The sequence below is a fragment of the Pseudarthrobacter sp. AG30 genome (assembly GCF_003116525.1).
Taxonomy (GTDB): domain Bacteria; phylum Actinomycetota; class Actinomycetes; order Actinomycetales; family Micrococcaceae; genus Arthrobacter.
Genome location: NZ_QEHL01000005.1, coordinates 74234 through 93355, shown reverse-complemented (window position 1 = coordinate 93355; position 19122 = coordinate 74234). Strand labels below are relative to the sequence as shown.

Annotated in this window: 13 protein-coding genes; 3 read left to right on the top strand and 10 right to left on the bottom strand. The window is 66.5% G+C overall.

The genetic code is table 11. The features are described from left to right. Positions 1-133: 133 nt before the first annotated feature. The 3 genes from DC347_RS06520 to DC347_RS06510 are packed head-to-tail and all read left to right on the top strand — an operon-like array spanning position 134 to position 3628. Positions 134-1546, top strand: coding sequence for an O-antigen ligase (locus DC347_RS06520; protein WP_018762844.1), 1413 nt, complete (start codon positions 134-136; stop codon positions 1544-1546). Then, complete coding sequence (locus tag DC347_RS06515) at positions 1543-2439, top strand: hypothetical protein (protein WP_018762845.1); 897 nt, start codon at positions 1543-1545, stop codon at positions 2437-2439. The genes DC347_RS06520 and DC347_RS06515 overlap by 4 nt, the downstream gene beginning before the upstream one ends. After that, positions 2420-3628, top strand: a complete 1209-nt coding sequence (locus DC347_RS06510; RefSeq protein ID WP_165837991.1) for a glycosyltransferase — start codon at positions 2420-2422, stop codon at positions 3626-3628. The genes DC347_RS06515 and DC347_RS06510 overlap by 20 nt, the downstream gene beginning before the upstream one ends. Here the strand turns inward: DC347_RS06510 and DC347_RS06505 are convergent. From DC347_RS06505 to DC347_RS06460, 10 genes are all read right to left on the bottom strand, one after another. Further along, positions 3612-5198: a glycosyltransferase gene (locus DC347_RS06505; RefSeq protein WP_109044832.1), complete on the bottom strand. Its 1587-nt coding sequence runs from the start codon at positions 5196-5198 to the stop codon at positions 3612-3614. The two genes, DC347_RS06510 and DC347_RS06505, sit on opposite strands and share 17 nt — an antisense overlap. Beyond that, positions 5179-6678: a lipopolysaccharide biosynthesis protein gene (locus DC347_RS06500; RefSeq protein ID WP_109044831.1), complete on the bottom strand. Its 1500-nt coding sequence runs from the start codon at positions 6676-6678 to the stop codon at positions 5179-5181. The genes DC347_RS06505 and DC347_RS06500 overlap by 20 nt, the downstream gene beginning before the upstream one ends. A gap of 30 nt (positions 6679-6708) precedes the next feature. Then, positions 6709-7833, bottom strand: coding sequence for a DegT/DnrJ/EryC1/StrS aminotransferase family protein (locus DC347_RS06495; protein WP_018762849.1), 1125 nt, complete (start codon positions 7831-7833; stop codon positions 6709-6711). After that, positions 7830-8489, bottom strand: a complete 660-nt coding sequence (locus tag DC347_RS06490; protein ID WP_109044830.1) for an acetyltransferase — start codon at positions 8487-8489, stop codon at positions 7830-7832. Before DC347_RS06490 ends, DC347_RS06495 begins: the two co-directional genes overlap by 4 nt. Continuing rightward, positions 8482-9651 carry a DegT/DnrJ/EryC1/StrS aminotransferase family protein gene (locus DC347_RS06485; RefSeq protein WP_018762851.1) on the bottom strand — a complete coding sequence of 390 codons (1170 nt, stop codon included), beginning with the start codon at positions 9649-9651 and terminating at the stop codon, positions 8482-8484. Before DC347_RS06485 ends, DC347_RS06490 begins: the two co-directional genes overlap by 8 nt. Continuing rightward, positions 9651-10643: an NAD-dependent epimerase/dehydratase family protein gene (locus tag DC347_RS06480; RefSeq protein WP_018762852.1), complete on the bottom strand. Its 993-nt coding sequence runs from the start codon at positions 10641-10643 to the stop codon at positions 9651-9653. Before DC347_RS06480 ends, DC347_RS06485 begins: the two co-directional genes overlap by 1 nt. After that, entirely contained in the window at positions 10640-11764 is a 1125-nt protein-coding gene (locus DC347_RS06475) for a Gfo/Idh/MocA family protein (RefSeq protein WP_018762853.1), read from the bottom strand. Before DC347_RS06475 ends, DC347_RS06480 begins: the two co-directional genes overlap by 4 nt. A 27-nt stretch (positions 11765-11791) precedes the next feature. Next, on the bottom strand, positions 11792-13384 hold the full coding sequence (locus tag DC347_RS06470) for a sugar transferase (RefSeq protein WP_240617710.1): 1593 nt from the start codon (positions 13382-13384) through the stop codon (positions 11792-11794). A 150-nt stretch (positions 13385-13534) separates the two neighbouring features. Next, positions 13535-16222, bottom strand: a complete 2688-nt coding sequence (locus tag DC347_RS06465; protein ID WP_165837990.1) for an AAA family ATPase — start codon at positions 16220-16222, stop codon at positions 13535-13537. A 307-nt stretch (positions 16223-16529) separates the two neighbouring features. After that, on the bottom strand, positions 16530-18770 hold the full coding sequence (locus DC347_RS06460) for a PKD domain-containing protein (protein ID WP_206073892.1): 2241 nt from the start codon (positions 18768-18770) through the stop codon (positions 16530-16532). Between the last annotated feature and the right edge of the window lie 352 nt (positions 18771-19122).

Sequence of the window (19122 nt, the reverse complement as noted above, 5' to 3'; positions counted from 1 at the left end):
AAATCATGGGTCAAATGTCATACTGGATAAAAGGGAAATAAGCGGCGACAAGCAATGATTTTGGAGCTACGCTATCACCCTGAACATTGCGTGTATAAGGGTATTTCAACCCCGGCAGGAAGATTGGGGGGATGTGGGAAAGCATCTGCCAGCTCCATCCGCGCTGGGTCCGGAAGTCCGACTGGACACACCCCTGCGCGTTGACGGCGACGAGCAAAAGCCACCGCTGCTCCTGCGGGTGACGGCGGTAGCCTGTTTCGTTTTCCCCTCCAACCTCGTTCTGGAACCGCTGGGTGCCGCCGGCTATGTGGCCCACATTCTTGCGTTGCTGGTTTTCGCGCTGTGGGTGACGTCAGTCATGCTCGGCCTGCACAGGACCATCGACCGCGAGCACCCCGGACGCTTCGCGCTGGCAGCCCTTTTCGCGGTGTCGTGTGCCTCCTACGCCGCGATGTACGTGGGTATCAGCGGGAGCACGACGGATGCGACACGCGCGAGTGCTGACCGCTGGATGTTGTTGATGGTCGCCTCGTCCGGCCTGGTGCTCGTAACCACTGAGACAACGCGGACCGTGGACGCGGCGATGATGCTGGTGCGTGCGCTCCTGCGCGGTGCCGTGTTCTGCAGCATGGTGGCGGCAATCCAGTTCACCACCCATGTGGACCCCATGGCCTGGTTCCAAGGGGTCTTGCCCGGGTTCAAGGACAACGGCGGGAACCAGCCGTTCCAGGAACGCGGAAGCTTCCTCCGGGTGGCCGGCAGCACCTTCCATCCCATCGAGCTGGGGGTCATCGCCTCGATGCTCCTTCCGCTCTCGCTGTGGCGCGCACTGTACGACAAGTCGGGCCGCGCCTGGATGCACTGGACGGGGACGGGCTTCATTGTATTCGCGATCGCCGCCACGATTTCCCGCTCGGCGGTCCTGGGTGTCCTGACCGTGGCGCTGGTCTTCCTTCCGTTCCTTCCTTCCAGGTCCAGGCAGTGGACGGTCCTGGGGTTCGCCGGCGCTGCCACAGTGCTCTTCCTGGCGGTTCCCGGATTTGTCGCAACGCTGTTTGGTTCCGTCACCGCGGGGACGGCCGATCCTTCCATCACCGCACGGCTTGAGGACTACCCCAGGGTGGAAGCCATGGTCTCGGCCCGGCCATGGCTTGGAATAGGTCCCGGGGCGTACCTGACAAGGAACGCCATTGAGGTCCTGGATAACCAGTACCTGAAAACCATCGTCGAACTGGGAGTGCCGGGGTTCCTTGCACTCCTGCTGTACATGGTGGTACCCGGGATAGCGGCCTGGCTGGCGGCCTTCAACGCCAAAGAGGAACGCTTGAAGACACTTGCGGCCGCAGTCGCCGCCGCCTGCCTGGTGGCCGCCCCGGCGTCAGCCGCCTTTGACTCGCTGGGCTTCCCCGTCCTGGCACTCGTGTACCCGATATGCGTCGGGCTCTCCGGGACGGTCTGGTTGCTCGTCGCCGGCGAACGGCGGGCACTTGGCCCAACTACCAAGGAACAAGGCGCCAGCCTTGCAGAATCTGAAAGGCTCCCATGACTCCCGTCTCGGTTCTTAAAATCCTGTGGCGCCACAAGGTTTCGATGATTACCGTCCTGGTGCTCACCCTTGCTGCGGCAGCCTACGTCTTCTTCTTCGCGCCCCGGAGCTACATGGCGTCGACGGTGTACGTCCTGGTGACGCCCCGCGTGCCCAGCGTGGAAGAAATGCGCACCGATCCCGCCGTCGCCGCCGCAAACTCGGACAACCCCTACCTGCGCTCGGCGGACAGCTCCCTGATCACCCAGGTGATGGCGACAAAGTTGAGCTCAACCGACGTCGTTGACTCGCTTAAGGCCGCCGGCTTGTCACCCGACTACACGGTGACCCTGCCGGCCACCACGGGGGCGGGCCAGCTCATCAGGATGGAGGCCACGGGCCCCAGCCCGCAGCTGGCCATCACGACGGCAGAAGCCTTGGGCCAGCATCTCACCGCCAAACTGCGGGATGCGCAGAAAGTCAACGGGGCCGATGACCGCTACCTCTTCACGGCCCTCCAGATTGATCCCCCGAGCAAAGCGACAGAGCAATTCTCCAGCCGGCTCCGGTCGATGATCGTGGTGCTGATTGGCGGCGTCATCCTCCTGTTCGGCGCTGTTTCGATCGCCAGGATGCTGGAGAATTCGCGGGCTGCCCGGAAGGACGCCGCGGACAGGGGCAAGCCTGTGTCCCGGCGCAGGCGCTCCGCCGACCGCCACGCCGAACCGGCCGCAGTTGCGAACGAGCAACAGGACGGCGAACCTGGTGGCGGCAGTGTCGTGGCGGCGCGGGCGGTGAAGGACCGGAAGCCCGCAAGGTATGCGGTTGATGAGCCGCCGCTCCTGTTGCCACAGCCTGGGCTGGAGGACCTTTCCTTCGAGGAGCGACGCTCTGATGTCCCCGTCAAACGCTGACCGGGAGGGGCGAGTCCCGGTCTCTGTCGTCTGCGTCTTCAACAACCCGGCAGTGCTCCAGGAGTGCCTCACGGCTTCCGTCGAGGCCGGCCTCCCATGCGCCGTGGACCTCGAGTACCTGCCCATCGACAATACGGCACGGCAATTTTCCTCCGCCGGAGCGGCATTGAACCATGGTGCTGCCTCGGCGCGGAACGATGTGGTGGTCTTTGTCCACCAGGACGTTTTCCTGCACTCCATCCCGGCTTTGGAGAAGATCGCCGCCGCATTGATGGCAGATCTTTCCCTGGGAATGGTGGGCGCAACCGGGATGACCGGGGAGGGCCGCCTCGTGGGGCGGATCCGCGACCGCATCGTGTTATCCGGCCATCAGGAATCCGGGCTGGCGGACGTGGACAGCCTGGATGAAGTCTTGTTCATGGTGCGGCGGGACCACATCCTCCGGCAGCCGCTCAGCGAGGAGCCGGACCTGTCCTGGCACGCCTATGCCGTGGAATACGGAGCCCGGCTCCGGTCTACCGGCCACCGCGTGGGGGTAGCCAACATCCCCCTGACCCACAACAGCCTCACCATCAATCTTGACCGGCTGGCCGAGGCGCACCAGTGGATCGCCGGGGCGTATCCCAACCAGTTGCCGATCGTGACGACGTGCGGGACAGTGCAGCAACGGCGCCACGTACCCTCCCTCCTCTCCGGCCTGGTGGACTCGCAGAAGTGGCGGTACCGGTGGCTCCGGGAATCGGTATCGGCGCACAAGCTCCGGAATAAAGCCCCGCTGCGCCCCGTCACGGTCCTGGGTGACCTGCGCCGCGACATTGACGACATCTGTGCCGCAGCGGGCGCAGGCGCTGCCACCGTGATCAATGTGCTCCCCGGCGGACCCGGAGGGCATGAACTGGGCGAGCCCCTGGAGCTGGGGCGGCGAGGCGTCCGGTTCCGTTTCCTTGCAGCGGACGAGCGGGCCGTCGCTGCCCTGGTGCGCGCCCAAGGTCCGGACGTCACCGTCGCCGTGACCAACATCAGCTTTGACACTGCCGGCGAAGTGGTCGGCGCCCTGTCGGGCCGGAAGGTCATCCTGGGATTCCACGAAAATACAGGGCCATGGCTGCTCACCGGCCCGGCGGTTGATGCGGCCGGCGAACACTACCGCACCCCCCGCTCGACGCCCCTCGCTATGAAGGTTGGCTAAGGCGCCTGCGTGAGTCCGAAACCCACGCGCGGCTGTGGTCCGGTACCAACTGTGCCAGGCCCACATGGGGTGACTTCCGCCAGGCCGTCCACTGCCTGATGCGCTGGGCCGTTCCGAGGAAGGGCAGTATGTCAGCCCAGGCCGCATCCAGGCCGGCGAAGCCGGTCTCCTGCTGCACCAGCCCCACCAGCTGGTCCAGGGGTCCGTCCGCCCAAGGAGTGGGTCCCGGTGCGATCGGTCCGCTTCGCGCCAGGGCGGCCTCGGTGTAGACGCGCTCCGCTGTCTCCCGCCAGGCTGAGGGGCTGTGACCTTCAACGATTGCCCTGCGGGTGGCCGAGCCCCGAGCCGTCCTGGTGGACACCGAATCTGCCAGGTCCGCCAGGGTTGAGACGAAACCCGCCGGAGTCGAGGGCGTGAGGAGGAGGTCATCGAGGCCTGGTGAATCCGAGCCAAGGACCGCACATTCGGCCGGATGGCCCCTGTATGTCACCAGCGGCAGCCCGTGGGCACCGGCCTCCAACATTGAGGTCAACGAAGCGAAGGGAAACGAGTCAACGTAGGCATCGGCGATGGACAGAAGCGACGAGATGTTGGCAAGCCGCCCGACGGCCCGGATCCTTCCATTGGTGGCAGCCGCCGCGGCAGCCCAGGCTCCGGTGGGGGACGGGCCGGCCACGAGGAAGTGTGCATCCGGGCGCCGGAGCAGGAAGGACCGGAAGAGGCCTATCAGCGAGTCCGGGCCAACGGGATCGTATTTGCTGCCTGCCGCGGCGGACACCACGACGAAATCCGTCGCCGGGATGCCCCATCCGGTCCGCGCGGCCAGTTCATTCGATTCCTCCGCAGGCCCGGCAGGCGCAAGTTCGAGGGGCCGGTTGGCCACCACACAGCGGCCGGCATCAACCCCGCGGCGGCGGACGGTCAGCTCCCGGCCGCTTGCCCGCAGGCAAAGGACGACGGCGGCCGCCGAGGTTCCCTGCCAAAAGACGTGGTCAGCGTGGTTGACGTAGACAGCCGGAGGCGCTCCGGGGACACCCAACGCAAGGGAGGGGACGACGTCGTGTGGATGCGCATGCACAACGACGACGTCGGCCGGAGCGATGACCCGGCGCAATGCTCCCGCCCTTCTCATGAGCCCCCCGGGCCGGCGGTCCAGGAGGACCAGGTCACGGGGATCCGGCAGGCACGCGGCAATCTTGGCTGGACATTCGGTGCTGCCTTGGCGGGTGAGGACAACGTGGTGCCGCGAGCCAGGATCCTGGCGGATCCAGTGCGCAATGCTCTGGGTATGGCCGCCGGTCCCGTACAGCTGGGTGGCCACGTGGACCACAAGGCGCCCGGCCGGCTTTCCCGGCGCCGGGGGCGGAGGCTGTGGGATGGAGGACCGGAGCATCCCCAGGACTTCTTCGAGTCCCTGGTGGCCGAAATACCCGGTGTGGTCGGTCCAGGCGAAACGGGCGGCAAGCTGTGCCTGCACCGCCGCCTGCTCCCACCGTCCGGCTGCTGCCAGGCGGCCGGCGACCGCCACCAGGCGTTCAAAGGTGTCCCTGTTACCGCTGATGCCCTGCAAGGCCCCCGCTCCTTCCCAATTTCTTCAACGTGGCAACGTCGGCCCGCTTGAACCAGAGCAGGCCAGCGGTGACGGAGCCGGCTGCTGCCCCGGAGAGCAGGAGTGCCCAGGGGACACCGAAGTCCATCCGGCCGAGGAGGGCAGAGGCGGCCAGCAACGCTGCCGAAGCGGCCGAGGGCAGCAGCAGTTGCCGGATCACCCCGAGAGGCGGGACACCCACTGCCCGCAACCGCCAAAGATACAAGGGCAGGACCAGGGCGGCGACGACGAAGAATTGGGCCATGGCCACCCCGGCGATGCCGGCGCCGGTGCCAAGGAACAGGGCCGGTACCAGGGCCACCAGCCAGCACACCTGGATGGACATGATGGACCCTGTCATTCCCGCAACCACCAGGTAGTCGTAGATCAACTCGAAGAGGATCCGGAACCCGGCCACCATGGCAAGCCAAAACAGGGCGGCGCTTGCCCCCGCCCAGACGTCGCCGTACACAATCCGGACGACGGTTTCGGACTCTGCCGCCAGGAACGTGACAGCAGGGAAGACAACGCAGGACATCACCCCGATCAGGGCGGTGACTGTGGAGCGCATCCTTTCGGGGTCATGCTGCAGCCGGGCCAGCACGACCGGAGCCACGCTTCGCAGCGGCTGGGAGAACATGGTCACCGGCCAGCTCGACAGGTTAAAGGCCAAGACGTACATCCCCAGCATGACCGGACCGAGCGTACTGCCCGTCACCAGTTGGTCCAGGTAGCCGACGCAGAAGACGATGATGCTGGTCCCTGCCAGGGGCAGCCCGAACCGCAGCAACGGCATCAGGACGGTGCGGTCGAGGCCCAGCCGCAGGGGAAGCGGCGACCTGAGGACGAAGAGCAGGCCCCCGGCCACCGTCCCCGCGAGCCGGCCCACCGCCAGGCTCATTGCGCCCATGCCGGCCAACACCAGGCAGATTGAAACGATGGCACCCACCCAGACATTCACCTGGTCGATCAGCATCTTCGTCTTTTGGTCAAAGGCCCGCTGCATCAGCGCTGCCGGTGTGGCGACCACCCCGCTGACCAGGACGCAGCACACCATGACCCGGACCACGTCGGTGGCACCGGGGTCGCCCATGCGGTCCGCGAACCAGGGGGCTGCGGCAAGGCCGGCCCCGCAAAGCACCGCACTGGAGAGGATCGAGATAGTGGTCACGGTGGGTGCGATCCGTGCGGGATCCTCCGGCCACCTCACGATCGCGAGGCTGACCCCCAGTTCGTTGATGGTCAGGACCGCCAGCAGCGCCACCATGGCCACCGCGAAGCTGCCGTACGAGTCGGGCCCCAGCAGGCGGGCCAGGACGATTCCGATTCCCAGCGTGCCGAACCTGGCCACCGCAGTATTCAGCAGGCTCCAGCCCAGTGCGGAGGTGGCGCCGGACGCATTCTGCGAGCCGGTGGGTTGGTGCCCGGCCTCCTGTACGGATGCCAGGCCGGGGCGCTTCATCGCCTTCCCCGCACGGACGGCCTCAACGGACTACTGCTTCGTCACTGCGCATGACAACGCCCCAGCAACCCGTTCCTGCTGTTCGGCAGTGATATGCGGGAACAGCGGGAGGGACAGGATGCGCCCGGCAGCATCCTCGGCCACGGGGAATGAACCGGATGTCCGGCCCGCGTACGCCCCGCTGCGGTGCACCGGAACCGGGTAGTGGATTCCCGCCTGGATCCCCGCCGCGTGCAACGACTCAAGGACAGCGTCCCGGTGCCGGACACGCACCACGTACAGGTGCCACACATCCGCGTTCCCCGGTGCCTCCTGCGGCAGCTCGACACCCGGCACATCCGCCAGCAACGCCGCATAGCGTTCCGCCGCAGCCCTGCGCCGCAGGTTCCAGCCCTGCAACCTCGCCAGCTTCGCTTTCAGGACGACCGCCTGGACGGTGTCCAGGCGCGAGTTGAAGCCGATGGCGTCGTGCCGGTACTTCACCGAACTCCCGTGCGCCCCCAACAACCTGACCTGGGCATCCACGCCGGGGTCGGATGTCAGCACGGCTCCCGCGTCCCCGGCGGCGCCAAGGTTCTTGCCGGGGTAGAAGCTGGTCCCGGCGGCAAGGCCCCAAGTGCCCGCGTGCCGGCCGAACCGTGTTGCGCCCTGGGACTGCGCGGCATCCTCGATGATCACCGCGCCGCAGGAGTCTGCAACGGGGATCAGTTTTTCCACGAAGGCGGTTTGCCCGAACAGGTGCACCGGCACGATCGCCTGCGTGCGGGAGGTTACGGCGGCCGCGGCGGCGTCGGGATCGATCAGGAGGAAGGAAGGGTCGACGTCGACAGGCACCGGGACTGCCCCGATCCGGCTGACCGCCTCGGCCGTGGCGATGAAGGTATTGGCCGGCAGGATGACTTCCCCGCCCGGCCGCACGCCCCCGGCACGCAGGGCAAGTTCCAGCGCATCCGTTCCGTTGGCAACGCCGGCGCAGTGCCGTGCGCCCAGGAAAGCGGCGTACGCCGCCTCGAACGACGCAACGGCCGGGCCGCCAATGAAGGACGCCGAACTCATGACTGTGTCCAGTTCGGCCATCACCTCGTCATGGATCTCAGCCTGCTGTGCTGCCAGGTCCACCAGCGGGACTGCCTGCACATCCACGTCGGAATTCATGAAATACCCCCAACACTGAATCTTTCGCCGTCAATTTCGTGGGCCGGCACCCCAACCCACGTCTGTCCGTCAGGCACGTTGCTCAGCACTGCCGCTCCCATCCCCACGGTGGCGTAGGCGCCCACTGAAGTGCGTTCGCGCACGCTGGCGTTCATTCCCACGTAGGCTGCCCGGCCAATCCGGACTCCGCCGCCCAGCGACACACCCGCGGCGAACGTCGCGAAGTCGGCCACGTCGTCGTCGTGCGTGAAGGTCACCGAGGGCATGGCCACCACGTGCGCTCCCAGGGTGACGGAGGCGGTGAGCGTGACGTTGCGGAGCAGGATGCTTCCCCTGCCCACCCGGCATCCTTCCGGGTACTGGACCGAGGGGTCGATCGCCGTCGCGTAGCGTGCCTCCGTGAGGCCCATGGCCGTCAGCCGCTCCACGACGGATTCCCGGATCCTGCCGGAACCAATGCATACCAGGACGAACGCGTGCGTGTACTTCGCGGCGTCATCGATGGTCCCAAGGACGGGTGCCCCGTCCACGGTGACGCCCGCCATCTCTTTGTCGTCGTCCAGCAGGCCGACGACGTCATATTGGCCGCTGCTGCGCACCATCGCCAGGACTTCGCGGGCCAGGCCACTGGCAGCTATCAGGATCAGCTCACTCACGCGCGTATCCTGCAGCCGCGCCCCGGATGGTGCCGATGATCCGGTCCAGCCCTTCGTCGTCCAGTTCGTGGTAGACGGGAAGGATCAGGGTCCTGTCGTTGAGCCGCTCGGTTTGTTGCAACAGGGAGCCGCCCGCGTTCCGCCACCGGTAGGCCGGCTGGCGGTGCGCGGCCATGATGCCCCGCCGTGCAGAGATCCCGGCGTCCGCCAGCAGTTCCATCAGCCCGTCCCGCGTGGTCCCGAAGCTGGGCAGCACCTCCACCCAGAACGACTGGAAGTTCGTGGTGCCGTAGGGCGGGTCCGATACCAGCCGGAGGCCCGGCACCCGGGAAAGGCCGGCCACGTAGCGCGCCGCGATGCTCCGCCGCCGCTCCAGCACCTCCGGCAGCCGGCCCAGCTGGACGATTCCGACGGCGGCCTGCAGGTCCGTCATCCGGTAGTTGAACCCGACTTCCAGGTACACCTCCGGCGGGGCCAGGAGCGATCCGTGCCGGTCGGCGGCGGACACGCTCATCGAGTGCTCCCGCAGGGTCCTGGCCCTGGCCGCCCAATCTGCCCGGTTGGTGGTGAGCATGCCGCCCTCACCGGTGGTGAGGATCTTGCGCGGATGGAAGGACCACACGGCCACATCCGCGCCCGCACCCACCGGCCTGCCCTTATACATCGACCCCACTGCGCAGGCGGCGTCCTCGATCACCATGATCTCGTGCCGGTCGCAGAGTTCGCGGATGGGGTCCAGGTCCAGCGGCACGCCGCCCTGGTCCACCACAATCACGGCCCTGGTGTCCAGGGTGAGGGCCGCGTGGAGGGTTTCCGCCGTCACGTTGCCGGTGGCCGGATCCACGTCGCAGAACACCGGCCTGGCACCGACGTAGGTCACCGCGTTGGCCGTGGCAATGAAGGACAGGGAGGGCACCACAACATCATCCCCGGGTCCGATTCCGGCCACCACCAGGGCGAGGTGCAGGGCGGTGGTGCAACTGGACGTGGCCACCGCATGGCGGACACCCTGGTACTCCGCGAACCGGGACTCGAACTCCTTGACCTTGGGCCCCTGCGCCACCCAGCCGGAGGCCACCACCTCGGCCAGGGCCCGTGCCTCCTCGTCGCCGAGCCAAGGCTTCATGACATTGATCCGGGCGAGGACTGGTTCGGCAGTCATCAGGCACCAACTTTCCGTGTGGCGGCGATTTCGTTGCGCAGCGGCATCCACCAGCTGACGAGTTGGCGCAGTCCTTCGTCGAGTTCCACTTCCGCTTTGAAGCCAAGGTCGCGGGCGGCCGCGGACGTGTCGGCCAGCCGGCGCACCACGCTGTTCACCTGCCGTGCGGGGCCGTGCTCGACGCTGAGGTCCGAGCCCATGACCCGCAGCAGGGTGCGGGCCATGTCCAGCAGGCTGGTTTCCGTCCCGCTGGCCACGTTGTAGGTGCCTTCGGCAATGCTGCTGCCCGCGGCCAGCACGTTGGCTCGGGCCACGTCCGCCGTGTGGATGAAGTCCATGGTCTGGAGTCCGTCGCCGAAGATCAGCGGCGGCTGCCCGTCCATGATCCGTTCCATCCACCGCACCAGGACCTCGGTGTACAGGCCGTGGACGTCCATTCGCGGCCCGTAGACGTTGAAATAGCGCAGCATCACGTAGTCCAGGCCCGTCATGGCACGGAAGCTCCGGGCCATCCCTTCGTTGAAGGACTTGGCAGCGCCGTAGAACGTGTCGTTGTTGGCGTGGTGGTGCCGTTCCGTGGTCGGGAACTCCTCGGCCATCCCGTAGACCGACGCACTGGAGGCGGCCACGAGCTTGGCCACCTTGTGTTCCGCGGCGGCCTCCAGGACATTGAAAGTGCCGTCCACCAGCACTTCCAAAGCCAGCCGGGGTTCCTCGGCGCATTGGGTGATCCGGATGGCCGCCTGGTGGAATACCAGGTCCTTGCCTCGGGTGAGGTCATGGACCAGGTCACGGTCCTGGATGCTGCCCCGCACCAGTCCGACCTGCCCGGTGGCCAGGGCGCCGGAGAGGTTGTCCAGCCTACCGCGGACCAGGTTGTCCAGGACGTCGATATGGCGCACTCCCGCGGCCAGCAGGGCGTCCACCAGGGTGGAGCCGATGGTGCCGGCTCCGCCGGTGACCAGGACGTTGGCGCCCTCCAGGGTGCTCACCGGGCTCCCTCCAGTTCCGCGCCGGTGCCGGCCATCGCGGCACCCGCCACGGGGGTGGACCGGCCGTCCAGGGTCAGGCTGCGGGTGACCGCTTCGAGGACGGACAACACCCGGAGCCCGGAGGCGCCGCCTGTCCGTGCCTGCCGTCCGGTGCGGATGCAGGAGGCGAGTTCCTGCACCACCTGGCCGAGGGCCTCACGTTCGGGCAGCGCCGGGGACCACGTGTCCCCCAAACGGTAGGAGACGGCGGTGGACGCCTTCTCGCCGGCCGTTCTCGGCTGCCGGTCCAAACTCACCCCGCGGTCGTAGACGCTGAGCCGTTGCTGGGGGTTCAGGTCGTCCCACACCAGCGTCCGCAAGGATCCGCCGATCACCATCTGGCGGATTTTGGTGGGACTGAGCCAGTTCACGTGCACGTGAGCGGTGGCATCGTTGGGGAGCCGGAAGTTCAGGTGGCCCACGCAGTCGCGGCCGGTCCCCAGCGGGTCCGCCCCGAACGCCGAGACTTCGGCGGGGTTGAGGCCGCCCGGGAGGACGAAGTCCAGGATGGACAAGTCGTGCGGGGCGAGGTCCCAGAAAACGTCGACGTCGGGCTGCACCAGGCCCAGGTTGATCCGGGTCGAGTCCACGAACAGGATCTCGCCCAGGGATCCGGACTGCACCAGCTCCTGCATCTTCAGCACCGCCGGGGTGTAGCAGTAGGTGTGGTCCGCCATCAGGACCAGGCCGTTCGCCCGCGCTTCGGCCACCATCTCCAGCCCGTGTTCCCTGCTGTCCGCCAACGGCTTTTCCACCAGGACGTGCTTTCCGGCGCGCAACGCCGTCATGACCGCGCCATGGTGTGTTCGCGCCGGCGTCGCGATTGCCACGGCATCGACGTCGAAGCTGTCCAGGAGCTCGTCCATGGACTCGACGCAGGGTATCTGCCCCAGCGTGTCCGCCAGCTTGCGGGCCCGGTCGATGTCCAGGTCGCAGATGGCCACCAGGTCCCAGTCCGGGCTTGCCTGGAGGTTGCGCGCCAGGTTGGGACCCCAGTAGCCGGCTCCGACGACGGCGATGCGGAGTTTCGGTGCAGGTTGCGGGTGGTTGGCGGAGTGGAAGGGACTGCCGAATTTTCTCATGTCATTGTCTTCCCATTTGTGAGTGTGTCAGTAAGCGCCGGACGGCCGGACGACAGCCCGGAACGTCCGCCAAAGAATCAGGAGGTCACCGGCAAGGGACCAGTTTTCGACGTAGTAGAGGTCCAGCCGGACCGCTTCCTCCCACGGAAGGTCCGAGCGGCCGTTGATCTGCCAGAGGCCGGTGATACCCGGCTTGATCAGCAGCCGGCGGTGGGTGTGGCGCTCGTAGCCGCTGACTTCCCGGTCCAGCGGCGGCCGGGGACCCACCATGCTCATGTCGCCCAGCACCACGTTCCAGAGCTGGGGGAGCTCGTCGAGCGAGTATTTGCGCATCCAGCGGCCGCAGCGGGTCACCCTGGGATCGTCTTTCATCTTGAAGAGCACCCCGGCACCCTGGTTTTGCTGGTTCAACCCCGCCAGCCGCGCCTCGGCGTCGACCACCATGGACCGGAACTTGTACATCCCGAAGACGTGGCCGTCCTTGCCTATCCGGGCCTGCCGGAAAAGGACCGGCCCCGGACTGTCCCGTTTCACGATCAGCGCGAGCACCGCGAGGACCGGTGAGAGCACCAGGAGGGCCGCCAGCGCCGCGGCCACGTCCATGATTCGCTTCATGGCGTGTTTTGCCCCGCCGTACTGCGGGATGTCCACGTGCATGAGGGGCAGGCCGTCCACCGGCCGCCAGTGGATGCGGGGACCGGCAACATTGGTCAGCGTTGCTGCGAGGATCAGCTCCGCGGAGGACTCCTCGAGTTTCCAGCCAAGCTCGCGGATAAACCGGTTGCCGCCCGGCAGGGGGCCGGCGATGATCACGGAGTCAGCGTCCACCAAGCGGACTGTTCGGGCGATATCGTCCGTGGAGGACAGGACCGGCACCGTGCAGCCGTCCACCCGCAGTCCTGCGCCGCGGCGTGCCCCCGGAAGGCAGGCGCCGAGAATCTCGTAGACAGCCCCGGACTTGCGGACCTGCTGGACCACGTACCGGACGTCCTCCGGCTCGCCTACCACCACGGCGCGGGAGAGGTGGCGCCCCTTGGCCTTTTCGGCGGTCAGGCGGCGGCGGAATGCCCGCCGGTTGAGCGTCAGGGCCGCCAGGCCCAGCGGAAGGGACACGGTCACGAACGCGCTGGCACCGTGGATGGAAAAGATCACGGCAGCGAGGGCCAGGAGGCCAAAGATGCGGAGCGTGGCAGCGGCCACCCGCTTGTACTCGTCAGCGCCGATTCCAAGCACCCTCGGATCCCTGGTGTGGTAGAGCTCCAGCGCCGCCAGCCAGGTTGCCGTCAGCGCGGCGGCCGCGGCAGCGGCGCCGCCGTCCCTTGGGCCCTCGGGTGAGAAGCCCGCTTCGGAAAGCAGGAATCCGGCATAGGCGGAGAGCATGACCACCAGCGCGTCAGCGGACCGGAGGAGGTTGGTGTGCCGGTTGATCCAGGCTGCCGTTGCCTTGCGGGGCCGGGCGTGTGCCGCGGGAAGAAAGGGGGCTGCCGGTGGCAGGGGGAACCGGGTTCCTGCGGCTTCCCCTGCCACCGGCTGCTGTGTTGCCGCCCGCTGTGCAGCAGCGGGCGGAACAAGCCAGTCGAAGGCTGAACGTCGGGTCCTGACAACTGGTATCTCTGCCATGATCACCCTCTCGGTCGTAGCGCCTGTCCCCTGGCTGTGAAGCAAAACTAGCCGCGGAAAGTCGGCTTTGAAGGAGGCCGGCGCGGCCTTTGTGGGTCTTGCGAGGGAAGGCTGTGGAAACTGCGGGTACCGCAACTGAAGAAATTTCGCCTACAAAACGGGCAACACGTAGGGTTCCCTGGCGGCCGGTCCCTTGTCCGCCGCGAGGGCGGTGAGCTGGGCCCGGGACTCGACACCAAGCTTTCGGTAGATGGCAGTCAGGCGCACTTCCACAGTGCGCACAGAGACATACAGCGTGGCCGCAATTTCCTTGTTCCGCATGCCGCGGGCCACCATTTTGGCCAATGAGCGCTCATGGTCTGCGAGCATCAGCAAGGCCGGGTTGCCCTGCTGCCGGACCGGTTCCACGCGTTCGTCCAGGAGCAGGGCATCCACGTGCTGGGTCCAGGCGTCCGCTCCTGCCTCGTCGAACATCACCTTTGCCCGGAGCAGGGCGTCCCGTGCGTCGCGCAGCTTGCCAAAGGCGTGGAGCCGCTCCGCGTAGCACATCAGTGTCCTGGCGTGCTCCAGCATGTGCCCGTTCCGGCCATGGAGGGCCTGGGAGAAGAGCTGCAGCGATTGTTCGCCGTCGGCCAGCATGGCGCGGCTCCGGGTTACGACCATCATCAGCCAGGGGGAACGCAACCCTGCGGAACGGCCCTCGAGGCGCATTAGCGCCTGGGTGGCCTCATGGTGCCGGCCAAGGCGGATGAGCACCTCCACCAGATCGGCTTCGCACCGCAGGAGGGTGGGGTTGCCGAACCCCATGCCGATCTCGACGGCCCGCGACAACTGGGCAACGGACTCCGCCAGGTCACCGCGCAGCAAGGCAAAATGCCCTTGGCATGCGGCGAGCTGGGCAGTAAGGGCCGGGTGGCTGTCCGTGCCCGCATAACGGTGGGCCTCGACGGCGTGCGCCTGGGCACGTGCGGCATCACCCGTGGCGTAGGCGCGCCAGACCCGGAAGTAGTGCCGTACCCCTCGGTGGTATTTGATCTCCGGTTCGGTGCGGTCCAGGTCGTCGATCAGCGTGACTGCGGCGCGGACGTTCCCCGCCCTGATTTCGTTGTCGACTGCCATCAGGGCTGCGGTTTCGCGCCAGTTGACGTGGCCGGGTTCCGCCGAGCCCCGGAGCATGGCAAAAGCTTCCTGGGCGCTTTCATAGTGCTCGGCGTAGGTCAGTGCCCGGCCTTGGACCAGGAGCCCGGCAACCCGCGCGGTGCCGGATTGCTCGTACTTGGAGGCAAGGTTCGCGGTGTTGCCGCTGATGGATTCCACGAGGGTTGCGGCCCGGCCGGCAATAGCCAGGCACTGTGCGGAAGCGGAGCCTTTGAAGCCGCTGCCGCACCGGAGGAGTTCGGCCGCGTCCTTCAACTCCCACCGCTCGGCGTAGTAGAGGGCTCCGATGGCCAGCAGGCTCGCCGCGTAGGCGGGATCGTGCTGGCCGAACTCTTTCACGAGGCGCAGCACCATGCTGGAGCGCACGGCGGCGCCCTGGGCGAACTGGATCTCGAAGGACAGGCCGGTAAGCCGCAGGATCAGCGCCGGGTTCCGGGTCACCCGCTGCGCCCATTCCAGGTAGCGCCGGGCATAGACAAATTCACCCCGGTTGAACAGGAGTTCCGCCAGCGTGGTGAGCCGTGCCGCCGTTTCGGCCTCCCAGGGATTGATGGTCAGTGCCCGTTCGATGTACTCCACTGCGAAAACCACCTCGCCGCCGCGGATCAGGTCGACGGCGTGCCGGAGCAGCTGGAATGGGGTCTTGCGTTCCAGTGCGGTGAAACTCAGGTGCCACCTGCGGGCGTAGGGGTCGGTGTTGTTGGCTGCTTCCGCCAGGGCGCGGTGGTTGGCGGTGCGCACCGCAGGGGTCATGGCGTTGAAGACGGCTCCCCTGAGCAATTGGTCGCTAATCCCGAGGTGCGGCCCGGTGCGCTTGACCAGGCCGGCGCTGAGGAGCTCGTCCACGCTGGTCCACACGTCGTGGTCGATCTTTTCGATCGTGGAAATATCGCTGCGGTAGGACAGCGCCAGCAGGTCCAGGACGCCGCGGGCGCCGGGGGTCAGCGCACCCACCGCTGACGCGTACTCGGCGTCAAAGCTTCCCACCGATGCGAGCGGGACGGGCAGGGCGTACTTTCCTTCAGCGTGCCTGTCCATGAGCTGCTTGTAGAGTTCGACGGCGGCAAGGGGGTTGCCGCGGGTGGCTGCGGCCACCGCATGGGCGGCCGCCGTCGTGGTCCGCTTGGTGGGGATGCTTTCGAGCACCCGCACGGTGTCGCTGTACGTGAGCGGGCCAAGCTGCAGCACGGGCAAGCCGCTGAAAGGGCCTTCGGGCAGGTCCGCCCGCAGTCCGAAGACCAGGACGACGTCGGTGCCGGCGAGCCGGCGGGCCAGGAACCCGAGGACTTCCTGGCTGCTGTGGTCCAGCTGGTCGGCGTTGTCGATCACGATCACGGTCCGGGACGACGAACGCTGGTGCAGGCCGTTCAGGAGCATGCCGGACACGGCGGGAACGTTCAGGTCTCCGGCGGTGTCGCGGAGAAGATCGTCGGCGATCCGGTTGAGGACCGGATCGTCCATGTTGTTCAGGAGCGCCGTCAGTCCGGACAGCGGCCAGTCCGATTCGGCGGCGCTGGCAGCCATGAAGACGGTCCGGTAGTCGGACAAGGTGGGGATTTCTGCAAGCAGGGCTGATTTTCCCGTGCCCCTGTTGCCGGCTATCGCCAAGGCAGCTTCCTTGGGTCCGCGGACGACGGACAGGATTCGGTCCAGTTCTTTGTTCCGGCCCACTAGCGGCATGGCGTTCCCCATTCGTCGAAGAAGGAGACCGCATTCTTGCACTGCCAATTTAAGGTTGATTCACGCGCCCCAGCGCGGGTTCATCCGGTATGAGTGAATATAGCCCCGGAATGAACCATTACACCACAGCGTTACCGCTGGATTTCATCAAGATTTGGCACGGAAATTACTCAAGAATGCATGCGTCAGTATGCATTTGGTGCGAAATTTACTTCGCAATTTTTTGTATTTCGCCAAACGGCAAGGAGCGGCCCCGGGGCCGGTATGGATCCCCGGAACCGCTTCCCTTATCGCTCGTCGGGTATGCCTAGGCGGCCGGCTTAAGCGCCGTTCGCCAGGCAACGATCGCGCGGGCGGCACTCAACGTCCAGGTGGCTGTTCCGCTGGCCCCCGCCGTCGCCTGCGGTTTGTCCGCCTGCTCGGCAACCTGGCCGGCCGCGGCCTCCCAGCGTTCGGTCCAGCCCGATGGCGCGGTGACCACCGGAGCGCTGCAGTCGCAACCCACTCCGCCGATCAGCATGGCGCCGTTGGTGGCCGTGGTGATGCTGCCCACCGTGATGCTGGTGGCGGAGTAGCTGGTGTCAGCCGCCGTCACCACCGGGCTGTCCAGCGGCGCGGTGTTGTTGACTCCACGGTATGCCGTGATGCCGCCACCCCATTTTGCCGCTGAACTGAGGGTCCAGTTATAGGTGGCCGGGTCGGCGGGGCCCACCACTTTGTAGAAGGCGTAAGCCCGTGCTCCGGAGGTGGAGGAACTGTTGATGGACTGCCCGTTGACGATCGCGGTCCAGCCGGCAGGCGCCGTCAGGCCGGGATTGAGGTCCACGGTGATGGCGGCAACCAGGACGTCACCGGCGGAAGTACCGGCGGGAACTGCCAGCGAAGCCGTGGTCACGGCGGTGCCCGAGTTCGCTGTGTTGGCGTTCACCACCGTGATCCCGCCGGATGTCGGCGGTGGTGGTGTGCTGGTGACGCTGATAGTGGCCGTCGCGGAGGACGAACCCGTGCTGTTGGTGGCCGTGAGCTTGGCGGTGTAGGTGCCGGCCGCCGCGTAGGAATGGGCGGGATTCTGGATTGTTGCCGTGCCGCCGTCGCCAAAGTCCCACGCCCAGGACGTGGGCGTATTCGTGGACGTGTCCGTGAAGGTGACGTTCAGCGGCGCCGTGCCCGTGGTGGGGTTGGCGGTGAACGATGCCACCGGCGCCTGCCCTGCCGGCGGCGGAGTGCCGCCCAAGGGCCGGTCGGAGAACCAGTAGCGCTTGGCCACGTTGTCGCTGGCCATGACCACCAGCCCGGTGGTGTTGTTCACGCTCTGCTTGCTGGTGGTGACGTCATTGATGTTCGACGACGACGCAGCCTGCATGATCGGTGTGCCGCGCCCCGATCCAAAGACAGGATTGTCCATGGAGGCGGTCTTCTCGTAGATGCTGCCGGCGACGCCGGAGAACGCGCAGCCGGACACCGACGTGGGCGGTGCCGTGTGGAATGCCCGCACCAGGTTGTTCTGGGTGTCCAGCACGATCTGTGGGCGGGAGACGCAGTCGCCGGTGGTGGCAATGGTGGACTGGGTGAAGGCGCCGGTGCCCGGCTTGAAGACCAACAGGACCAGCTGCGGAAGTGTCTTGTTGGAGGACGTGTCATTGAGGCTCGTCTTCACTGCGGCGAACACCCGGCCCGAGGTGTCTGCCTGCAGGGTCTTGAGGTTCAGGTGGTCATCGGCCTGACCGTTGCCCCTGATTGCCGGCTGGAGTTTCCAGTTGGAGTTGGCGGGCTTTCCGTCGGCGTGCGTGGCCCACCACATCGTGTCGGTCCGCTGGTCGCTCCACATGACGCCGATCTGGCCGCCGCCGAATGCCACCACGGCCGAAATGTCATCGGGCGCCGGGTTGGGGCTGGCCACCGGGAGGACGAACGGGGTACCCCACGTTGCGCCGTTGTTGCTGGAGTAGTTCACGTAGACGGTGTTGGTGAAGCCGGACGTCGAGTTCCCGCCCACCTGCGTCCACGTCGCCCAGATTCCGCCGATGGAGTCCGCATCGATCGTCATGGATTCACTTGAATTGTTGGTGATCGTGGTGGGAAAACCGCTGTCCAGCGTGTACTTGCCGCCTGAATAGCTGTACCGGTAAAGCTTTGCCGGCTGGCCGGAAAGTGATGGCTTGGGAGTGCCGTCGGTGCTGACGGTCACCACATGCGAGGCGATGAACAGATGGGTGCCGTCCCAGAACGTATCCGCGAGGGTGCTGCCCCGGGTGTCGTTCACGACTCCGGTATCCACCCAGCTGTTGGAGGTCCGGTCCAGCCGGTAGATACTCCATCCGGTGCCGGTCTTCCACATGTCCGCCCACCAGGATCCGTCGTTCCACCACAACTTGCTCTGTGGTTTGTCCGATGTGGGCGGGTTCGCCACCCCGGAGTAGGCCATGCCTTGGGTGCCGTAAACGGTGTCGGCCACAGCGGCACCGGGTACGCCGAGGATGGAAGCTGCGAGAACGAGTGCGACGACGAGGGCCTGGCCCATCCGATGGGGGAAGTGTCTGAGCTTCATAAGGGAACTCCTGGGGCATGAGGAAAAGTTCAGGGGACGTATGCCCGTTGGCCCAGAAACAAAGAGCTCAAGCCCCCAAGTACCGAGAAGCGTAAGCCTGAACGCCGCCGTGGGCAATGTAGGTGGCTTACCTAAACGGGGGTTTTTGCACTCCCCCTACCTAATGGTTTCGGGCGCGCAGTAATCCCCTATACCTAATCGGAACGGCAAACACCGAGCCCTCTACTTGCCTAACAGGGGGTAAACCCCGGGTAAAAAGTGAGTACCTACTACTCGTGATACCCGGATTAGGTAGGGGGTAGTCTGCCGGGAACGGCCAGAGGATTGGCGATGGGTTGCTGGGGGATCAGCG